General features: G+C 41.6%; 18 protein-coding genes. 17 read left to right on the top strand and 1 reads right to left on the bottom strand.

What is annotated here, in order from left to right:
- The first annotated feature begins 45 nt into the window (after positions 1–45).
- The 16 genes from pyrR (at position 46) to IV50_RS02235 (ending at position 18,663) form a co-directional block, all read left to right on the top strand.
- Entirely contained in the window at positions 46–555 is a 510-nt protein-coding gene (gene pyrR / locus IV50_RS02310) for a bifunctional pyr operon transcriptional regulator/uracil phosphoribosyltransferase PyrR (RefSeq protein WP_057744473.1), read from the top strand.
- Positions 556–618: 63 nt separating this feature from the next.
- Complete coding sequence (locus tag IV50_RS02305; RefSeq protein ID WP_057744471.1) at positions 619–1,695, top strand: carbamoyl phosphate synthase small subunit; 1,077 nt, start codon at positions 619–621, stop codon at positions 1,693–1,695.
- 2 nt (positions 1,696–1,697) lie between these two features.
- Entirely contained in the window at positions 1,698–4,160 is a 2,463-nt protein-coding gene (locus tag IV50_RS02300) for a carbamoyl phosphate synthase preATP-grasp domain-containing protein (protein ID WP_057744468.1), read from the top strand.
- 68 nt (positions 4,161–4,228) lie between these two features.
- Entirely contained in the window at positions 4,229–5,143 is a 915-nt protein-coding gene (locus tag IV50_RS02295) for a peptidylprolyl isomerase (protein WP_057744465.1), read from the top strand.
- Positions 5,144–5,293: 150 nt separating this feature from the next.
- The gene (purB, locus tag IV50_RS02290; RefSeq protein ID WP_057744463.1) at positions 5,294–6,595 is read left to right on the top strand and encodes an adenylosuccinate lyase; all 1,302 of its coding nucleotides are present in this window, start codon (positions 5,294–5,296) and stop codon (positions 6,593–6,595) included.
- A 167-nt stretch (positions 6,596–6,762) separates the two neighbouring features.
- Positions 6,763–7,935 (top strand): UDP-galactopyranose mutase, encoded by a 1,173-nt coding sequence (gene glf / locus IV50_RS02285; RefSeq protein ID WP_057744460.1) that lies wholly within the window; start codon positions 6,763–6,765, stop codon positions 7,933–7,935.
- Positions 7,936–8,014: 79 nt separating this feature from the next.
- A complete protein-coding gene (locus tag IV50_RS02280; protein WP_057744457.1) occupies positions 8,015–9,742 on the top strand; it encodes a phospho-sugar mutase in 1,728 nt (575 codons plus the stop codon).
- Positions 9,743–9,800: 58 nt separating this feature from the next.
- Positions 9,801–10,814 (top strand): serine hydrolase domain-containing protein, encoded by a 1,014-nt coding sequence (locus IV50_RS02275; protein WP_057744454.1) that lies wholly within the window; start codon positions 9,801–9,803, stop codon positions 10,812–10,814.
- Between the two features lie 78 nt (positions 10,815–10,892).
- A complete protein-coding gene (locus tag IV50_RS02270; RefSeq protein WP_057744451.1) occupies positions 10,893–11,462 on the top strand; it encodes a LemA family protein in 570 nt (189 codons plus the stop codon).
- A gap of 18 nt (positions 11,463–11,480) precedes the next feature.
- Positions 11,481–12,368 (top strand): zinc metalloprotease HtpX, encoded by an 888-nt coding sequence (gene htpX / locus IV50_RS02265; protein ID WP_057744448.1) that lies wholly within the window; start codon positions 11,481–11,483, stop codon positions 12,366–12,368.
- Positions 12,369–12,472: 104 nt separating this feature from the next.
- A complete protein-coding gene (gene rlmD, locus IV50_RS02260; RefSeq protein ID WP_057744445.1) occupies positions 12,473–13,843 on the top strand; it encodes a 23S rRNA (uracil(1939)-C(5))-methyltransferase RlmD in 1,371 nt (456 codons plus the stop codon).
- Between the two features lie 133 nt (positions 13,844–13,976).
- Positions 13,977–14,684, top strand: a complete 708-nt coding sequence (locus IV50_RS02255) for a 2,3-bisphosphoglycerate-dependent phosphoglycerate mutase (protein ID WP_057744443.1) — start codon at positions 13,977–13,979, stop codon at positions 14,682–14,684.
- 75 nt (positions 14,685–14,759) lie between these two features.
- Positions 14,760–15,737 carry a Gfo/Idh/MocA family protein gene (locus IV50_RS02250; protein WP_057744440.1) on the top strand — a complete coding sequence of 326 codons (978 nt, stop codon included), beginning with the start codon at positions 14,760–14,762 and terminating at the stop codon, positions 15,735–15,737.
- A gap of 27 nt (positions 15,738–15,764) precedes the next feature.
- Complete coding sequence (locus IV50_RS02245) at positions 15,765–17,135, top strand: DEAD/DEAH box helicase (protein ID WP_057744437.1); 1,371 nt, start codon at positions 15,765–15,767, stop codon at positions 17,133–17,135.
- 121 nt (positions 17,136–17,256) lie between these two features.
- Entirely contained in the window at positions 17,257–17,925 is a 669-nt protein-coding gene (locus IV50_RS02240; protein ID WP_057744434.1) for a redox-sensing transcriptional repressor Rex, read from the top strand.
- A 6-nt stretch (positions 17,926–17,931) separates the two neighbouring features.
- Positions 17,932–18,663, top strand: a complete 732-nt coding sequence (locus IV50_RS02235; protein WP_057744431.1) for a class A sortase — start codon at positions 17,932–17,934, stop codon at positions 18,661–18,663.
- A 173-nt stretch (positions 18,664–18,836) separates the two neighbouring features.
- Here IV50_RS02235 and IV50_RS02230 read toward each other — a convergent pair whose 3' ends face one another.
- Complete coding sequence (locus IV50_RS02230) at positions 18,837–19,493, bottom strand: metal-dependent transcriptional regulator (RefSeq protein WP_057744428.1); 657 nt, start codon at positions 19,491–19,493, stop codon at positions 18,837–18,839.
- A 166-nt stretch (positions 19,494–19,659) separates the two neighbouring features.
- On the opposite strand from IV50_RS02230, the gene IV50_RS02225 reads away from it, so the two are divergent.
- Positions 19,660–19,953 carry a hypothetical protein gene (locus IV50_RS02225; protein ID WP_057744423.1) on the top strand — a complete coding sequence of 98 codons (294 nt, stop codon included), beginning with the start codon at positions 19,660–19,662 and terminating at the stop codon, positions 19,951–19,953.
- The last annotated feature ends 157 nt before the right edge of the window (positions 19,954–20,110 follow it).

Raw genomic sequence — 20,110 nt, 5'->3', positions numbered from 1 at the left:
ATAAGTGGATAGCGCTTTTTTAATACAACTAGGAGTATGAACGTTATGACGAAAGAAATTGTAGATGCAATGGCCATGCAACGGGCATTGACACGAATTACGTACGAAATTATTGAAAAGAATAAAGGAATCAATAACCTTGTGATTGTTGGTATCAAAACGCGTGGCGTCTTTATTGGAAAGCATATTGCTGAGCGTTTGCAGCAGCTAGAAAGTGCTGAAATACCAGTTGGAGAACTTGATATTTCGTCATATCGTGATGATCAAGCTGAAACAATTGCTAAACAACCGTTGGACGTTAATATTGATGGGAAACGCGTGATTTTAGTGGATGATGTTCTTTATACAGGACGGACAATTCGTGCAGCTTTAGATGCCTTGATGGATAATGGGCGTCCTGCCGTTGTTAATTTAGCTGTGTTAGTTGATCGTGGACATCGTGAACTCCCTATTCGAGCTGATTTTGTCGGAAAGAACATTCCAACGTCAGCAATGGAACGAATTCAAGTAAACGTTGAAGAAGTCGACGGGCGTGACTCTGTTGAAATTGAATAATAAATGAGTTGAATTTGACAAGGAAACTCACAGCATTTAGCTGAGGAGGTCCGAGGTAAAGTGATGGCAAAACGATATTTAATATTAGAAGATGGTTCCGTTTATGAAGGGGTAGCTTTTGGGGCCCCTGCAACGACATTTGGTGAAATTTTTTTTCACACTGCAATGACCGGATACCAAGAGATTATGACCAATCCAATTTATCACAATCAAATTGTCGTGTTCACGATGCCAACGATTGGGGCGGCGGGAATTAATCATCGTGCAGATGAGGCAATTGGCCCAATGGTTAAGGGGGTTGTTGTACGTGAAGTAGCGGAAGTGTCGACGAACCGGCTGCAATCAATGAGTTTGCACGAATTTTTGCTACGACACAATGTCCCTGGCATTTCACAAGTGGATACCCGAGCCTTAACGCGACATTTACGTGAAACAGGGAGTCAAAAAGCATCAATTGTGGACTATCCCGATGATCACGCGTTTGATCAATTAAGGGCGCTTGTGTTAACAAATCAAGAGGTACAGCAAACATCCACACCGCGAGCTTATGTAAATCCAGGTCGTGGTGCAAATATTGTTGTGATTGATTTTGGTTTAAAAAATGGTATTTTGCGTATGTTAAATGACTATGATGCCAATGTGACGGTATTGCCATATACCGCGACTTTAGAAGAAGTGCTCAATTTGGACCCCGATGGGATTGTATTGTCATCCGGTCCAGGAAATCCCCACGATATCCCAGACGAAATGTTGACGCTGATTCAAACTTTGCAACAAAAAGTTCCGTTGCTGGGGATTGGGTTGGGTCATGAATTGTTCGCCTTAGCAAATGGGGTTCAGGTAGAACCAATGCGCATTGAACACCATGGCATGAATCATCCGATTCGAGAACAAATTACCAATCAAATCATGTATGCAACACAAGCCCAAGGGTATCAAATTGTGAAGAGTACGATTAAAGGTACTGATGTATTCGTGACCCATGTTGATTTAACGGACGGTTCAATTCAAGGACTTCGTCATCGAAATTATCCTGCATTTAGTGTGCAATTCTTTCCGGATACAGCACCGGGACCAGTAGAAGCTACGCAGCCATTTGATGATTTCATGGACATGGTGACTGTACGTCGAGGAGGATAGATATGGCAGAAAAGATTTTGTTAATAGGTGGTTCTGCTAATGGGTTCGGACGTGAGACAGAATCTGATTCAGCAAGTTACCAAATGGTCTCAGCGTTATTGAAACGAGGCTGTGAAGTCTTTTTAATTGATGATAATCCAGATAGTTTCACTGCAAGTCGGACGGACGTGCATGTCGAGGTTTTGGATTTAAATGCTGAAAACTTGGTTAAAGTCATTATTGCCAACGGCATTACAGGTATTGTACCAACGGTTGGTGGAACAACTGCCATTCGGTTAGCTTTTGAGGTACAACAAATTCTAGGGGATCAGGGGCCAAAAGTGTATGGTTTATCAACGCCAGTCCTAAAGGCCACGCAAAACACCAAATATCTGCAAGAGCGTCTTCAACAATGGCACTTGCCTGCGGTGCAGACGCGATTAGCTAGTACACCGGGCGAAGTTTTTGATGCAGCACGTGAGCTAGAATTTCCTGTGGTTGTGCGTTCGATTGCGCCACAGGGTCAAGCGTTACGTATGCAGGCTGAAGATGCTGAGGAATTAGACCAAATCGCTGAAGATGCATTAGCACGGTCTTTGACGCATCAAGTTAATGTAGATAAAAGTATCCGAGGATATAAGGAAATTGCCTTGATTGTCATGCGTGATTTCCGAGATACGAATGTGTTAATAGGTGGCATTGAAGATATGGATCCAGTTGGGATTCACTCCGCTGATTCGATTGCGATTACGCCAATTCAGACATTGGCAGATCCAGTTGTTCAGACCTTGCGGCATACAGCATTTAAGATTGCCCGTGGTTTTGACATTAAAGGGTTATTACAAGTCCGCTTTGCGGTCAATCCGGAGGATGATTCTTATGTTGTGACGCGATTAGTGCCATACTATGATCGAAAAGTTTCATTGATTGAAGGAGCGACCGGTTACCCAATGGTTCCGGTAATGACGGGGTTAATGCTGGGTGATCGGTTGGAAAAGGTACATATTCCAAGTAGTTATGCCGAGCATACTGCAATGTTGGAACCGACGATGGACCATGTTGTTATGCGTTTTCCGGTGTTTACATTTGGTGAACTCGAACTGGGTGGTATCGAAACGAATCGCCGTCTGGATACGATTCAAAAGTCTGTTGGGGCCACGATTGGAGTGGGCCGTAGTTTAGAGGAAGCTTTGGAAAAGGCTTTGCGAGCGGCGCACTTCAGTAATCGGATTTTTTCACCAGATTTGATGGGTGAATTAACGGATAGTCAAGTGATTGCGCAACTGATTCACCCACAAGATAACCGTATTTTATTGCTATTAGAAGCCATTCGCCGTGGCTATACAGTTGATGAATTAGCTGAATTAACGCACATTGATGCTTTTTTCTTCTATAAATTACAAAAGATTATGCAGTTGGAAATTGACGTGCAAGAACATCCTTGGGATATCGAACTTATGAAAAAGGCGAAGTACTATGGCCTTTCAGATGGGTTGATTGCTAAATTATGGTCTTCTGTTTACGATAGTGTGCGGCGTTATCGTTGGGATAACAATGTGTTGCCAACGTATAAAGCGTTTGAACCCTCTGCAGGTGAGTTCCAAGAATCAGTTTCACAATTCTATTCAACGTTTGAAACTGAGAATGAAAGTGAACGCTTAGGGCAAAATACCGTGTTGATTATTGGTACAGGGGCTTTCCGCCTTGGTGATGGAGCAGCTGCTTCATACGTGATGGCCATGGTCAGCGATGAGTATAAGCGCCAAGGCTATGAGACTGTGTTGATGAACAATAACCCACATGATTTGACATTTATTCCGCAACTAAGCGACAAGCAATACTTTGAACCTCTTGAAATTTCGGACATCATGAACGTAGTGGAGGTTGAACAGCCAACGCGTATCGTCGTGCCAGGAAATCGGATTAAGTTAATTAATAGTCTTAAGGCAGCTGGGTTAAAGGTTGATGTGATTGCGCGTGAAAAGTATTTAGAATCAACGTTGACTGATCCAAAGGAAGAGATTTTAATTAATTATTTCTTTGACGGGGCGGAATTACATCCGATTGTGCTTAGTCATCAGACGAATCGCCAAGTCAATATTGAAACAGCAGAGCAGGTTGTGCTACGTGATTTAGACGTACCTGAGATGCCGTTTGCTGAACCCGGACTTTATCAATTTGTGGTACCAAAGATGCCAGCGCCGGGGATGAAGTTGCAAGGAGAAATGCGTCCAATGCCGTTCACACATGTGGCATTTTTGGATAAAATTTCGCATGTGGATTGGCTACGCATACTCGTCCGGTTTATTCTAAACACCTCTACGCCAGATGATGAAGCCTTACTTGATCGGTTACCCGAATTTGATTGGCCGTACGAACGCGCTGTACTCCATTATCAAGATGCTGAATTTAAAGAACATATGAACATTCAAGTGCCATTGGATAATGGGCAATTTGCAATGGGTGTGACGTATGAGGTTGAATAAGCTAAGCTTGAGTTAGGAATTTATGTTACACTAGATAATATTTAAAAAATAGAAAGAGGCCCATGCATATGTGGAAAAAAGTATTAGGCGTAGGCGTTGTCCTTATTGCCGGAATCGGATTAGCTGTCTGGGGAGCCGGACCTAAGAGTGTTGCGACAAGTGATGATGGAAACGTCACCCAATCTAAATACTATAAAGAGTTGAAGCAAACACCAACTGGTCAACAAACATTAGCCAATATGATTGTGAACCAAGTATTGGACAAGAAGTACGGTAAAGAAGTTTCTAATAAGGATGTTACCAAGAAGTACAATGAAACCCGTGATCAAATGGGAAGTCAATTCGAACAACAATTGACTGCTTCTGGAATGACGCCTCAAACTTATCGTGATTCTGTAAAGTTGGAACTCTTGGAACGCCAAGCAGTAAAGGCCCACACAAACTTTTCAAACGCTGGTTTGAAGAAGATTTATAAGGAATACCAACCAAAGACCAGTGCTTCTGTTATCTTGATGGGTAGCAAGAGTGATGCCGAAAAGATTGTTAAAGAATTGAATGATGGGCAAGACTTTACTGAACTAGCCAAGAAGTATTCAGGAGATTCTGCAAGCAAGAAGAACGGTGGAAAGTTGGATGATTTTGATTCAACAAGTACAAAGGTCGATCCTAATGTCAAAAAGGCAGCGTTCAAGCTTAAGGATGGTGAGTACACTAAGACGCCAGTTCAAGCTTCAACGAACTCAGGTTATTACATTGTTAAGCGCAATACGCAAGAAAAGAAGCCTTCATTTGATAAGATGAAGGGTGATCTAAAGAATATCAAGGTTAATGAAGTAATGTCTGACCAAGATGAAGTTAATGCAATTGTTGGTAAGGAACTTGGTAAGGCAAATGTCGATATCAAGGACCCTGACATGAAGAATGTGCTTTCAAAGTATACTGAGGCAGCTGCTGCACAAGCTGCAAAAGAAAACAAAAAGTAAACATTTACTGAAAAGTCGCACCTTGCGGCTTTTTTTGTTCGCTTTTTTCAAACGTAAGCAGACTATGTATTGCTTATGTTCGTGAAAATACGGTATAATACTAAGTGAAGAGTTTTTAATTCGTGTTTTAAAAAAGGAGCTAACTTATCTATGCTTGATCGTTATACACGCCCTGAGATGGCAAAAGTCTGGTCAACCGAAAACCAATACCAAACTTGGTTGGATGTTGAAATTGCGGTAACTGCTGGTTGGGTCGCTGAAGGACATGTGCCCCAGGCTGATTTAGATGCAATTCGTAAAAATGCGACTTTTGATCCTGAACGTATTGCGGAAATTGAAAAGGAAACGAAGCATGATGTCGTTGCCTTCACGCGTAATGTTTCTGAATCTTTGGGTGACGAACGTAAGTGGATTCACTATGGTCTCACTTCAACCGACGTGGTTGATACCGCTCAAGCATTACGAATTCGCGAAGCAAATGAAATCATTATGCAGGATTTGATTGAATATCGTGACGAATTGGCTAAGTTGGCCCGTAAATATAAGAATACCGTGATGATGGGACGTACGCATGGCGTTCACGCTGAGCCAACGACTTTCGGTTTGGTTTTGGCACGTTTCTATCAAGCGGCTGTTCGTGACATTGCGCGTTTTGAACGTGTGTCAAAGGAAATGGCTACTGGAAAGCTATCAGGAGCCGTCGGAACTTTTGCGAATGTGCCACCGCGGGTTGAAGAGTATGCCATGAAGGAACTTGGGTTAACCCCACAACCAATTGGCTCACAAGTACTACCGCGTGACTTGCATGCTGACTATATTTCAACCATCGCTGTGATTGGAACAACTTTGGAAGAGTTGGCGACTGAAATTCGTGGATTACAACGTTCAGAAATTCATGAAGTAGAAGAAGGCTTTAAGGGTGGTCAAAAGGGATCATCTGCGATGCCACACAAGCGTAACCCTATCGGTTCAGAAAACGTCGTTGGGCTGTCACGCGTATTACGTGGCTATTCAGTAACAGCGATGGAAGATGTTGCTTTATGGCATGAACGTGATATCTCACATTCAAGTGCAGAACGGGTTATTCTACCTGATGCAACTGCAACACTTGATTATATGATCCATCGGTTGACGGGGATTTTGGAAAACTTGCAAGTCTTCCCTGAAACGATGAAACAAAACATGACACGTACGTATGGTTTGATTTATTCACAACGCTTGTTGTTGAAGTTGGTTGACAGTGGTTTGTCACGTGAAGAAGCCTACGATACTGTTCAACCATTGACGGCACGCTCATGGGATGAACAAATTCAATTCCGTGATTTAGTTGATGCGGATCCAACCATTAATGCGCAACTCTCAAAGCAAGAGATTGATGATGCCTTTGATTATCACTGGCACTTGAAGCACGTTGATGATATCTTTGACCGCTTAGGGTTAAACGATAAATAAAGAAAAAGCACTAGTCGTCGACTAGTGCTTTTTTATTAGTCCGATTTAAATGTTATGTTGTGGCAAAAAAAGCGGGTTCCACATAAGCGATAAATTGAAATATGGTAAAATAGGAGTTAGAGAAAAAACATCTTTTAATAAATTCTAGAGAATGGTGGTAGAGCCCCGTGTTAAATACAAAGAAATATGATTATTTGGTAGTGGGTGCAGGTCCATACGGTGCCATTTTTGCTCATGAAGCCGCAAAGTTAGGTAAGCGGGTGTTAGTGATTGAGAAACGTGAACATGTCGGTGGTAATATGTACACGCATGTGGAACATGGAGTTACAGTACATGATTATGGTGCTCACATTTTCCATACGGATAATCAAGAAATTTGGGACTATGTGCAACAATTTGCAACATTTAATGGTTTCCAAAATCAGGTCATGGCAAATTACGAAGGTGAAATGTACAACTTGCCGTTTAATATGAATACGTTTTATGAAATGTGGGGCACTAAAACCCCGGCGGAGGCGCAAGCTAAGATTGCTGAGCAACGCGAAGCAGCTTTGGGACAGTTGGGCAATCGGGCACCACGCAATCTTGAAGAACAAGCCATTTCATTGATTGGAACTGATATCTATCAGAAACTGGTAAAGGGGTATACGGAAAAACAATGGGGTCGTAAAGCAACTGATTTGCCCGCCTTTATTATTAAGCGTCTACCAGTTCGTTTTATTTATAATAATAACTACTTCAATCATCGTTACCAAGGTATTCCAATTGGTGGCTATACACAAATTTTTGATCAATTATTGGATAATCCGCTGATTGATGTCCAAACGGGCGTTGATTTCTTTAATGATCGTGATGCCTATCTCTCAGAATTCCCACGCATTATTTATACGGGGATGATTGATAAGTTCTTTGACTATCAATACGGTGAATTAGGTTATCGGTCACTGAAGTTTGAAAAAGAGGTGCTAAACACAGATAATTACCAAGGAAATGCGGTGATTAACTATACTGATGCAAAGACCCCGTATACACGAGTCATGGAGTGGAAACACTTTGACGGTGCTTCAGACGAAGGTGTCTCGGTGGTAACACGTGAGTATCCACAAACATGGGATCGCGATAAAGAAGCGTACTATCCTATCAATGATGAAACCAATATGGCGATTTATAAGCAGTATGCTGCTTTGGCGCGTCAACATCAAAATCAAGTCGTGTTCGGTGGGCGTCTAGGACAATATCGTTATTATGATATGGACCAAGTATTCCATGCCGCGTTAACATTAGTTCGACAAGAATTTAATTTACCTACAGATTATGTCTTCACTGAAAAAAAGGGATAATACGAATGATGTAAGCGCATTCTCAGATGTGTTATACTTAACGTTAGTAAAGTAATCGGTGATAATTAGGAGCAAAATAATGAGCTGGAAAAATAATTTTGAAATTTGGCAACAACAAACGGATTTGCCAAGTGACTTACAAGCAGACATGCAGAACTTAGCACAAGACGATGCACAGGCAGAAGATGCCTTTTACCAACCGTTGTCCTTTGGAACTGCCGGAATGCGTGGCATCATGGGTGCTGGAATTAATCGCATGAACATCTACACGGTGCGTCAAGCCACTGAAGGGTTAGCACGCTTGATGGATAGCCTTGATGTAACGGTTAAAGAGCGCGGTGTCGCTATTTCGTACGATTCGCGACATCACTCAGCTGAATTTGCTTTGGAAGCCGCGAAGGTACTTGGTGCGCACGAAATCAAAGTTTATTTATTTGATGCATTGCGTCCAACCCCAGAGCTTTCGTTCACAGTACGCCATTTAAAAGCCTATGCTGGAATTATGATTACAGCTTCACACAATCCAAAAGACTATAATGGATACAAGATTTATGGTGAAGATGGTGGTCAAATGCCACCTAAGGAATCAGACATCATTACAGAGTCAAGTCGTCAAGCAGACATGTTTGCCGTACCTGTTGCAGATGAGTCAGCCTTGCGTGAAAAGGGACTACTAGTGACAATTGGTCAAGATATTGATGATGTCTACCTTGATGCCATTAAGACTGTAACAATCAATCCAACGTTGACCCATGAGATTGGTCAAGATATGAAGTTGGTGTACACGCCATTGCATGGAACTGGAGCAAAAATTGCTGGTCCAGCTCTTGAAAATGCAGGATTTAAAAATGTCACAATGGTAGCTGCACAAAAAGAACCAGATGGTGATTTCCCAACGGTTGCGTTGCCAAATCCAGAAGATCATGCTGCCCTTGCGATGGCAATTGAAACAGCTTCTGAAAATGGGGCTGATGTTGCCATTGCTGTGGACCCAGATGCTGATCGAATGGGTGTAGCCGTTCGTCAACCAGATGGCACTTATACATTGTTGTCAGGAAACCAAATTGCCGCAGTATTACTAAATTACATTTTGACGGCTAAAGCGGATGCAGGTACTTTGCCTGAAAACGGGGCTGTGGTTAAGTCGATTGTATCATCTGAATTTGCTACGGCAATTGCGGACCATTATGATATGGCAACAATTAGTGTGTTGACAGGCTTCAAGTACATTGCTGAACAAATTCAACACTTTGAAGATACAGATGAACATTCATTCTTGTTTGGATTTGAAGAGTCGTACGGATATTTGATGAAGTCATTTACACGTGACAAAGATTCAATTCAAGCCACTGTTATGCTTGCAGAAGTTGCGGCTTTCTACAAGAGCCAAGACATGACTTTATATGATGGTCTACAAGAATTGTTTGCACAATACGGTTATTTTGATGAAGAGACAAAATCAATGACCTTCGCGGGTATTGATGGTGCGGACAAGATGGCAGCCATTATGCAAGACTTTAGAACACAAACACCAACTGAGTTTGGTGGTGTTCCCGTAGTTAAAACGGAAGACTTTGATCAACAAACAGTTACCACATTGGCGACTGGTGTAGCAGAACCACTATCTTTGCCAAAGGCCAATGTTTTGAAGTATTGGTTGGAAGACGGTAGCTGGGTTGCTGTACGACCTTCTGGAACTGAACCTAAGATTAAGTTTTATGTTGGGACTAAGGCTAATACGCAAGCAGCTGCTGAAGCTGAATTAGAAGCAATTCAAAAAAGTATTGCGGACAAAATTGCAGAATAATGTTATTGATATAAGTGGCCATTTGGCTGCTTTTTTTGTATGAAAGACAGGTGAAATAATGCAAACAGTGATGGAAAACCTTTCGCAAATTGGGCAGCGATTAATCAATCAAACGCCGTTAGTCGGGATGAATGTCGGCATGCTGACAGCAGCTGGACAACAGGAGCAAGTTGCGCTAGGCTCCCGTGACGGAAATGCTGCGCATCCGGTTCAGACGGATACAATTTATGATTTGGCATCGTTAACCAAACTGTATACTGCTGCTGCATATATTCAACTGGTACGTCAATCCGACTTTGACTTAGCACGCACCATCCAAAGTGTTTTGCCACAGTTCAATTACACGGAAATTACCTTTCAACAAGTGTTACAACATACTTCTGGATTGCCAAGTAGTGTCCGGAAGACGACGCAATTAACACGAGAAATGCTGCTGACCGATTTATACAATCGGGAGCTGATCAGTGCGCCAGGAACTGAAATTCATTACTCTGACGTTGGCTACATGCTTTTAGGGGAAGCGCTGAAAGTCATCACAGGCCAAACTTTAGAACAGACGATGCATCAGTTGGTTTTTGAACCACTGGGGTTGCATGAAACTGGGTATCGGACGCCTGCAATGCCAGGTTTTTATGATTTACCAAAAGAACGCTTTGCCCCAACTGAAGATGTTCCCGAGCGAGGTGGGTTATTACAAGGTACGGTCAATGATTTTAAAGCGAATTTATTGGGTGGGGCAGCAGGCCACGCCGGTATTTTTAGTACTTTAACTGATGCACTTACATTTAATCAGTTTTGGTTGGAACCCGATGTCGTGGCCTTATTGCAAGCAAATCGTTGTGATTTTCGTACGTTAGGCTGGCATTATTGGCGGTTTGGAGGCGAAGATGAACCATCAATTGAACAAGATTGGCTGTATCAAACCGGATTTACTGGGACGATTATGGCCTTGAACTTGAAAACAAATGAGGCATTAACGGTGCTAACGAATCGGGTTTACCCAGAACGAACGGTCTATGACCGCTGGCGGGTTGACCGGTACCAATTTCCACAAGCTTTTTTTGCGCAATAAAAACTTAAGTTTAGGTAAGGGTATTGTTTGTTATAATAACTACAAACACAACTTTAGGTAGAGAAAGCAGGTATTAAAATGGGAATTTGGATTGCTTTGGCAGTTATCGCTATTATTGTCATTATTTGGATCAATGCTTATAACGGATTAGTTAAAGCACGCATGTACACGCAAGAATCATGGAGCCAAATTGATGTCCAATTGAAGCGTCGTAATGATTTGATTCCAAACTTATTGGAAACAGTTAAAGGATACGCACGTTTCGAGAAGAGCACTTTGGAGAACGTCGTTGCTTTGCGTAATCAAATTGCACAGGTGCCTGATGCAGATCACCAACAAAAGATGGATTTGTCAGATAAGTTGTCTGCTAACTTGAAGTCAATTTTTGCGGTGGCTGAATCATATCCTGATTTGAAAGCTTCACAACAATATGAAAAGTTGATGGAAGAGCTTACCAATACAGAAAACAAAATTGCTTATTCACGACAATTATTTAATTCTTCTGTAGCTAGCTACAACACAAAGTTACAAACTTTCCCAACGAATATCGTTGCCTCAGTTCATAAATTCAAGCCTGCAAAGTTCTTGGAAACACCTGAGGAAGAAAAGGTACAAACTAAGGTCTCATTTGACGACCAAGGGTTATAAGATAAACGAGGAAATCACATGCTTTTTGAACAAATTGCCCAGAATAAACGAAAAACAGTCATCTTAATTTTTGGCTTTTTCTTATTTACAGCAATTGTTGGTGCAGCTTTAGGTTATTTCTTGATGGCAAGTTGGTCAGCAGGGGTGTTGATTGCCTTAGTTGCAGGTGGTGTTTATGCCTTCTACATGATGAGTCAATCAACGGATGTCGTGATGTCCATGAATCATGGCTATGAAATTACAACGGCAGAGCAAGCGCCGGAACTGTGGCATATCGTTGAAGATATGGCACTAGTGGCAAATGTGCCAATGCCACGGGTATTCATTATTGATGATTCAAGTCCCAATGCCTTTGCAACAGGAAATAAGCCGGAAAATGCAGCTGTGGCAGCAACGGTTGGTATTTTACAAAAATTAAATCGTGAAGAACTTGAGGGTGTGATGGCTCACGAGATGACGCACGTGCGCAATTACGATATTCGAATTCAAACCTTAGCAGTGGCCCTAACGTCGGTTATTACCATGTTAGCTAATTTCGGAACAAGTTTTTGGGGTTGGAGTTCACGGGATCGTGATAATCAATCAAGTAACATCTTTGGTATCGTTATGGCTGTGATTGTCATGATGTTGGCACCGTTAGCGGCCACAATTATTCAGCTTGCGATTTCACGTAATCGAGAGTTTCTAGCTGATGCAGGCGCGGTTGAATTAACACGTAACCCACAGGGGCTGATTGATGCGTTGACTAAAATTTCAGGCAGCGAACCAATGGCCGAAGAAAATGTTGCGCCAAGTAGTGCAGGATTATATATTGGTGATCCGCTCAAAAAAGAGAGCCGGATGAGTCATTTATTTGATACACATCCACCAATGGAAGAACGCATTGCCGCTTTACGTCAGATGTAATCCACAAAGAAGTTTGGACAAATTGTCCGAACTTTTTTTATTTACGATAAAGTGTGGTATACTGTTAGCTTACTGGTTGTCGAAAAGACCAAAAAGGAGAAAAGATGAAGAGAAAAGCACCGGTTGTAAAAAACCAAGAATTTGAAGCCACAGTGATTGATATTACCTATGAAGGTAACGGAGTGGTGAAGTATGAAGACTTCCCAATTTTCGTTGTTAATGCTGTGCCAGGCGAAAAAATCCTTGTGGGGGTAACTAAGGTTACGTCTAACTTTGGATTTGGACGTGTCATTCGCCGTTTGGAAGAGTCACCAGATCGTAATACTGAAATTGATACTAAGGTCTTAACTTCAGGTGTTGCACCGTTGGCTCACCTAACATATGACGCGCAACTAAAACATAAACAAAAGCAAGTCGCTGATGTGTTCAATAAGCAACACGTTGACGTTGAAGTACTACCAACTATTGGTATGGAAAACCCATGGGGTTACCGAAACAAGGCCCAAATCCCTGTTCGCGAAATTAATGGCGAAGTGACGACTGGTTTCTACCGTCGTGGCTCACACCGTTTACAACCTATGGAAGATTTCTACATTCAAGATCCAGAAATCGATAAGGCAATTGTCGTTGTACGTGATATTTTACGTAAGTACCACGTTGCTGCCTATGATGAAGAGAACCATAAGGGTGTTGTCCGTACAATTATGATTCGTCGTGGACACTACTCACATCAAATGATGATCGTTTTGGTAACGCGTGCTAAGCGCTTGCCTACAGCTGAATTTATCATTAATGATATTCGTGAGGCCTTGCCAGAAGTCGTATCAATTATTCAAAACGTGAATCAAGAAAAGACGAACGTTATTATGGGTGACACAAACAAGGTCCTTTGGGGTGAAAAAGCCATCAAGGATACTTTGCTAGGGAAGACGTTTGCCATCGGACCAAACTCATTCTACCAAGTTAACCCTGAAATGACTGAAGTTGTGTATCAAAATGCTGCTGATAAGGCAGAGTTGAAGCCAACAGACGTTGTGATTGACGCGTACTCAGGTATTGGAACTATTTCATTGACCATTGCCGACCGTGTTAAGTCAGTACTTGGGGTCGAAGTTGTTCCCGAAGCGGTTGATGATGCCAAGCGTAACGCCGATATTAACGGTATTCAAAATGCCAAGTTTGAACTTGGTAAGGCTGAAGATAAAATGGCTGAATGGGCTGCAGATGGTCTAAAGCCGGATGTTATCTTCTTGGATCCACCTCGTAAGGGTCTAACGCAAGAATTGATTGACGCAGCGGTTGAAATGGGACCTGATCGTGTTGTTTACATTAGTTGTAACCCAGCTACGTTGGCTCGAGATGTCGCTTTGTTCCTTGAACAAGGTTACCAAATCAAGGGTGATGTACAACCAATCGACCAATTCCCACAAACAACTCACGTGGAATCAGTGACAGTTTTGGAACGTAAAGCTTAATGATTAAGAACTCCCGCTTAGTTATCTGAGGGGGAGTTTTTTAATGGAACCTGTCCAGCCCCGTTGAGCAGTGAAATCCGCCGCACAGTGGTGTATAATTAAGGTAAATTGCGTTAAAGGAGTCGATGTAAACATGGCAAAATTAGTAATAATGCGTCACGGTCAAAGTGAATGGAATGCTAAGAATTTGTTTAATGGTTGGATTGATACGGATTTAAGCGATGCAGGTGTCACTCAAGCACATCAAGCTGGTAGTTTGCTTGCAGAGACGCAGATCCAATTTGATTTTGCAGCAACGTCTTTGCTGAAACGCGCGATTAAAACATTGCATATTATGTTGGAGGAAACGAACCAACTATATGTCCCTGAGCAAAAAACATGGCGTCTTAATGAGCGTCATTATGGAGCTTTACAAGGGGTGAATCGCGATGATGCACGAGCAAAGTGGGGCGAGGCACAAGTTCATGAATGGCGACGAGCTTATGATGTGTTACCACCACAAACGCAAGGACATCCAACATCGATTACCGTTGACGGTAAAACATATCCAGCCTTTGATCGACGATATGATGATATTCCTGAAACTGAGTTGCCACATGGCGAAAGTTTGAAGGTTGCTTTGGCGCGAATTCTACCATTTTATGAATCGGTAATTGTACCGCATTTACAAGCTGGAGAAAATGTCCTAATTGTTGCCCATGGAAGTACCGTACGAGCTTTAACGAAACATATTGAGCATATTTCTGATGCTGATATTATGCACCTTGAAATTGCCAATGGTGAGCCAATTATTTATGATTTAGATGATCAATTGGTTGTTACAGATAAGCAAGTTATATGACAACAAGGTCGTAGTTTTAACTGATGTAATGATAACTAAAAACATGCAATACAATAGCGTGAGGGGGATGATAATATGCTAAAATTAGGGGTTATTGGAACAAATTGGATTAGTAAAATGTTTGTTGAGGCTGCGGAAACAACTGGCCGTTATCAGCTGACAAGTGTCTATTCACGTCGTGAATCGACAGGACGTGAATTTTCAGATGACGCAGCTGTATTCACTGATTTAGCTGCTTTTTATGCTAGTGATATCGATGTTGTTTATATCGCCTCACCGAATAGCCTACATTATCAACAAGTGAAGCAGGCCATTGAAAACGATCTACAGGTTATTGTTGAAAAATCAGCCTTTTCCAATCCAAAAGAGTATGAAAAAATTTACTCTTTGTTACGCTTGCACCCAAACGTACACCTGTTTGAGGCAGCTCGCCATATTCATCAGCCAAACTTTAAGGCAATTGCGGCCAAAGTTGCTGAGATGCCAGTGATCTCTGGGGGAACGTTTGTCTATGAAAAGTATTCATCCCGCTTTGACGCCTATCTAGCTGGCGAAGAGCCCAATGTTTTGACACGTGAATTCAGTGCGGGTGCCCTCACTGATTTAGGTGTTTATCCTATTTATGCCATCGTAGCTTTGTTTGGATTGCCAGATTCAGTGCACTATTTTGCAACCAAACTTGCAAATGGCGCCGATGGACGTGGGACAGCCATTTTACGTTATCCAGAATTTGATATGACTGCACAATTCGGTAAGATGTCAAATAGTTACCAACATTCAGAAATTATGGGGCGTAAAGACACGATTATCATTGATAATATTGCTGAGCTAGAAAACGTAAGTTATAACGATGGTGTTGGCGATGAACTTGTTATCAGTGATCCTGCTCCTGAAAACCCAATGATTGCTGAAGCTAATGATTTTGCAGCAATTATGGAAGAGCCTGAAACACATGCTAACGAATATAAAGAATTATTACTAACAAGTCAGCGCGTAAATCTGGTTTTGACAGATTTGCGTCAATCAGCTGGGATTGTATTTCCAGCAGACTAAGTGACTTAACTGACCCAAGGAGAAATAATGCATCAACAATTTGAAGAAAAAATCCAATCAAGTGGATTCAGCGAATTAACACCGATTCAAAAAGCGGTGTATGAGCCACTTAAAGATGGACGTTCAATCGACGCTTTAGCCCCAACTGGAACTGGAAAAACATTGGCTTTTACTTGGCCATTACTTGAAAATGTTACCCCAGATGATGGGGAGCAATTGCTAGTTCTCGCGCCATCTCAAGAACTTGCTATGCAAACAACACATGTGATGCGTGAATGGGCAAGCACGCTCGGACTAAAAGTATTGTCGCTAACTGGTGGTGCTAACATTAAAAATCAATTGGATCGCTTAAAAAAGCATCCTGAGGTTTTAGTCGGAACACCTGGTCGTGTTGTTGAACTGATTAATAATAATAAATTAAAGTTGGGACGCCTACGGACATTGGTTCTTGATGAGGCTGATGAACTCTTGCGTGATGATACAGCAAAACAGGTTGATGAAATCTGGGATGCCATCGACAATTCAGATGTTCAAGTCGCTCTATTTGGTGCCACTGAAGTAGATGAAAAGATTGCAGCCGGCGTGTTTGATCGTGAGTTTGAGCGCATTGATCAACGCGACGTGCCAATGCCAACGAAGATCGAACATGAGTTTTGGTTAACGGCAACTGATCAACGAAACAAACGATTACGTCAGCTAGCGGCCCAAAAGAAAATGCAGGCCATGGTTTTTTTCAATACAACAAAACAATTGAAAATGACTGCGAACTTCTTAGCGCATGAACATATTGGAATGGCGACTTTGGTCCGTGGTGACTCAAGTTCAACACGTGAACGTGCGATGCGTTCGTTTAAGAATGGGGATGCTAAATTCTTGTTGACGACTGATGTTGGGGCGCGTGGATTAGATATTCCTGATTTACCGGTTGTCATTAACTTTGATTTGCCACGAGATGGGGAAACTTATACACATCGTTCTGGTCGAACTGGTCGAATGGGCAAAAATGGCTTGGTGATTACTTTTGGTAATGATCATGATGCGCGTGATTTAAAGCGTATGGTTGCCGTTGATATTGAAGTTGTGAAGGGGCGTCCACGCTTATTGGAAAATGATTCAGCCATCCTGCGAAATAGTCGGGCCGGTGGGAATAATAAGCCAAGTAGTCGACCTTCGTCTGGTAAGGGTAAGGCGGCAACTAAGGTAGCTCAACCTAAAAAGAATGTAACTGTTAAAACAGATGATTCAGATAAGCCAAGTACATCTGCTAAAAAAAGCACAAAGTTCGTGAAACCGGTACGTAAAGAACAGGAAGTACAGTCACGAGAAGATCGTTTTGCTAAAGAAAAAAAGGCTAAGCGTAAGCATCGAAAAGATAAGGGAAAGCCTAAGAAAGCTTAATCGATGCGCTTCAGGCAAGATTTTTGCTTGTGAAAAATAGTTGTTAATATATTCACATAATACACTAACTATGTTATAGTTAGTGTATTATATTTTTGTTGAAATGGTGAGGGGTGAAAGCATGACTGAAGACAAAGAACACGTCCATACAACTGAAAAGGATATTCCACGTGCAACCGCACGTAGATTACCCATCTATTACCGTTATTTGAAAATTTTACTAGATTCTGGCGTAACACGAATCTCATCAAATGAACTTTCTAAAGCTGTTAAATTTGATGCAGCAACGATCCGACGTGATTTTTCATACTTTGGGGCGCTTGGTAAGCGTGGGTATGGATATGATGTTAAAGAATTGATGGAATTCTTTGGTGATATTTTGAACCAAGACAATTTGGCTTCAGTTGCCTTAGTTGGGGTTGGTAACTTGGGTCAAGCCTTGTTGAACTTCAATTTCCACCAAAGTTCAAATGCGCGCATTTCTGCGGCATTTGATGTCAATCCAAAGATTGTAAACACCATTCAAGCTGGTGTGCCAATTTATAGTATTGATGATTTGGAAAAGCAAATTCAAGATCAACGGATTGAAGTGGCTATTCTAACAGTGCCCGCTGAAGAAGCACAAAAGACGGCTAAACGTTTAGCCGATGCAGGGGTGCGAGGCATTTTAAACTTTACACCATTGCGTTTGGATGTACCCAAGGATGTGCGGGTTCAAAACGTTGACCTAACGAACGAATTACAAATTTTGTTGTACTTTATCAACAATTTTGATGCAGAGCAGGACTAACTAAAAATGGCAGATAAGAAAAAGACAACAAGTCGGAAGCATCACTGGTGGTCGACCTTAATATATGTTGTGCTGATTATTATCGCACTGGGATTGATTTTTCATAATCAAATTGCAACTTTTGCCATCAATACGTTTGAACCAAAAGTGACCCAAAAAACCATTAATAAAGCAGATCAAACGAAAAAAGATGCAAACTACGACTGGAGTAAGGTGAATACCTTATCAGCACAGCAGATTCTAAAAGCACGCGTCAATGCTGGAAAAGTTGATTTTATTGGTTTTGTTTCTGTACCAGAAATTGGTTTGTCAGTACCGATTGCTAATGGTGTTAGCGATACAATTTTGTCATTGGGTGCCGGGACCTTAAATGAAAACCAACAAATGGGACAAGGAAATTACGCGTTAGCTAGTCACTTTATCCAGGGCGATTCTGGTAAAAAAGTTCTTTTCTCACCAATCTACTATCACGGAAAAGTTGGACAAAAAATCTACTTAACGGATATGAAGAAAGTGTACGAGTATAAGACAACCAGTTATCGCGTGGTGAAGCCGACTGATGTGCAGGTTGCTGACCCAATCCCTGGTCGTAAAATGGTCACGTTAATTACATGTGATTATACAGCTGAGCGTGGACGTGTTATCATGCAAGGGGACTTAACTAAGGAAATGCCATTTAATCAGGCGCCTCAGTCAGTCTTGGATTCGTTTGAAAAGGATAACCGCTGGATTAAGTAAAGGAGTGTATAAATATGGCTAAGAACAAAAACAAAAATGGACAATCAGGTGCAGGTCGCTTTTTTGCCCTTGTTGGACTAGGTATGGCTGCATTTAATCTATTGCAAGCTTTAAAAGATTATCGTAAAAAGTAAACAAAAAACGAAGGTCCAGGTAATTGGACCTTCGTTTTTTTATTGTTCAATATAAATGAATTCAGCTGCATGTCGCGTAATTTGTAATTCACGCTCATCATTGTTTAGAATCAATGGGCCATCAAAGGGGAGACGTTCTTTAATGGTCCATGTTGAATTAAGGGGCAAGCCAATTGTTTCAACATAACGCAATAGCTCTAAATCTTCAGTGAAGGCATGGATGGTAATGGTTTCACCATCTTTAGCATCATAAAGACTGGTTAACTTTTCAGGGGAGTAGTGATATTCTGCATCGGGGATAGGAAGCCCCTGTGGGCTGTATTTAGGATGCTTAAGGAAACTATCAAGGGCGTCCATTAATTGACCTGTTGCATCGTGATCGAGATGATCCGCATTGTCGTGGGCAACTGAGACAGGAAGGTCCAAGTCCTCAGCGATAAAGGTTTCAAAAAGGCGGTGCGAACGAATCAAGCGAATGGCTGTTTCTCGTCCAGTTTTTGTTAGGGTAACCCCATAATAAGGGACAACATTCACTTCACCTGTCTCTTGCAATTTAGTTAGCATATTTGAAACAGAAGATGGCGTCACGTGTAAGTGATCGGCAATCTGGTTGTTGGAAATTTTGGTTGACTCATCGCCGCCACTTAATTCTAAAATTGTTTGTAGATATTGGGTTTTCGAAACTGAATCACTCATAAAATGTTCTTCCTTAAATAAATTTAAATTCTGTTTTTATATTATAACATGTTTTGACCGTTAAAATTTTACACTTTATAAAAAATAATTAAGTGTTGAAACTAAAATGATGATATGTTAAATTTAAATCAGCCCACGATATGATTTATGAATGAGGAGGACCGCTATGAATATAGTCACAACACCGAATCAGAACACCACGTTAGACGACTTGATACAAATTCAAGCAAGTATTCCCCCCCAGGTATTCAACGCTTTGCTTACGGCGATCCATGATCGCGAACATGCTGACATCTACGTCGGTCGGGTGACGGGTAGTTGTATTAATCGAATTGCTGTCGGTGATGTTGCAGAACAGTTCATCTTGCGTTTTCGAACCCCAACGGAACGTGATCGATTCATGATGGCATTTGAACGAGCTTGTGAAAGCGCTGGTCGCAATGTCATCAAATCATTTTAAACACCGCAGTGACAATTCTTAAAATGCATAACAATCTATTGTTGGTATATTTTTTAAGGATTCGCAACACTAGTGTTAAAAAGAAGGCCCTTCAGTTTTGAAGGGCTTTTTTCATTGGCTAATGTCGATTTTCTTCATTGGCTAAAGTCGATTTTCT

It is taken from the genome of Weissella viridescens, assembly GCF_001437355.1.
Classification (GTDB): domain Bacteria; phylum Bacillota; class Bacilli; order Lactobacillales; family Lactobacillaceae; genus Weissella; species Weissella viridescens.
Note: the sequence above shows the minus strand (reverse complement) of the source record. Positions and strands in the feature narration are given on the sequence as shown.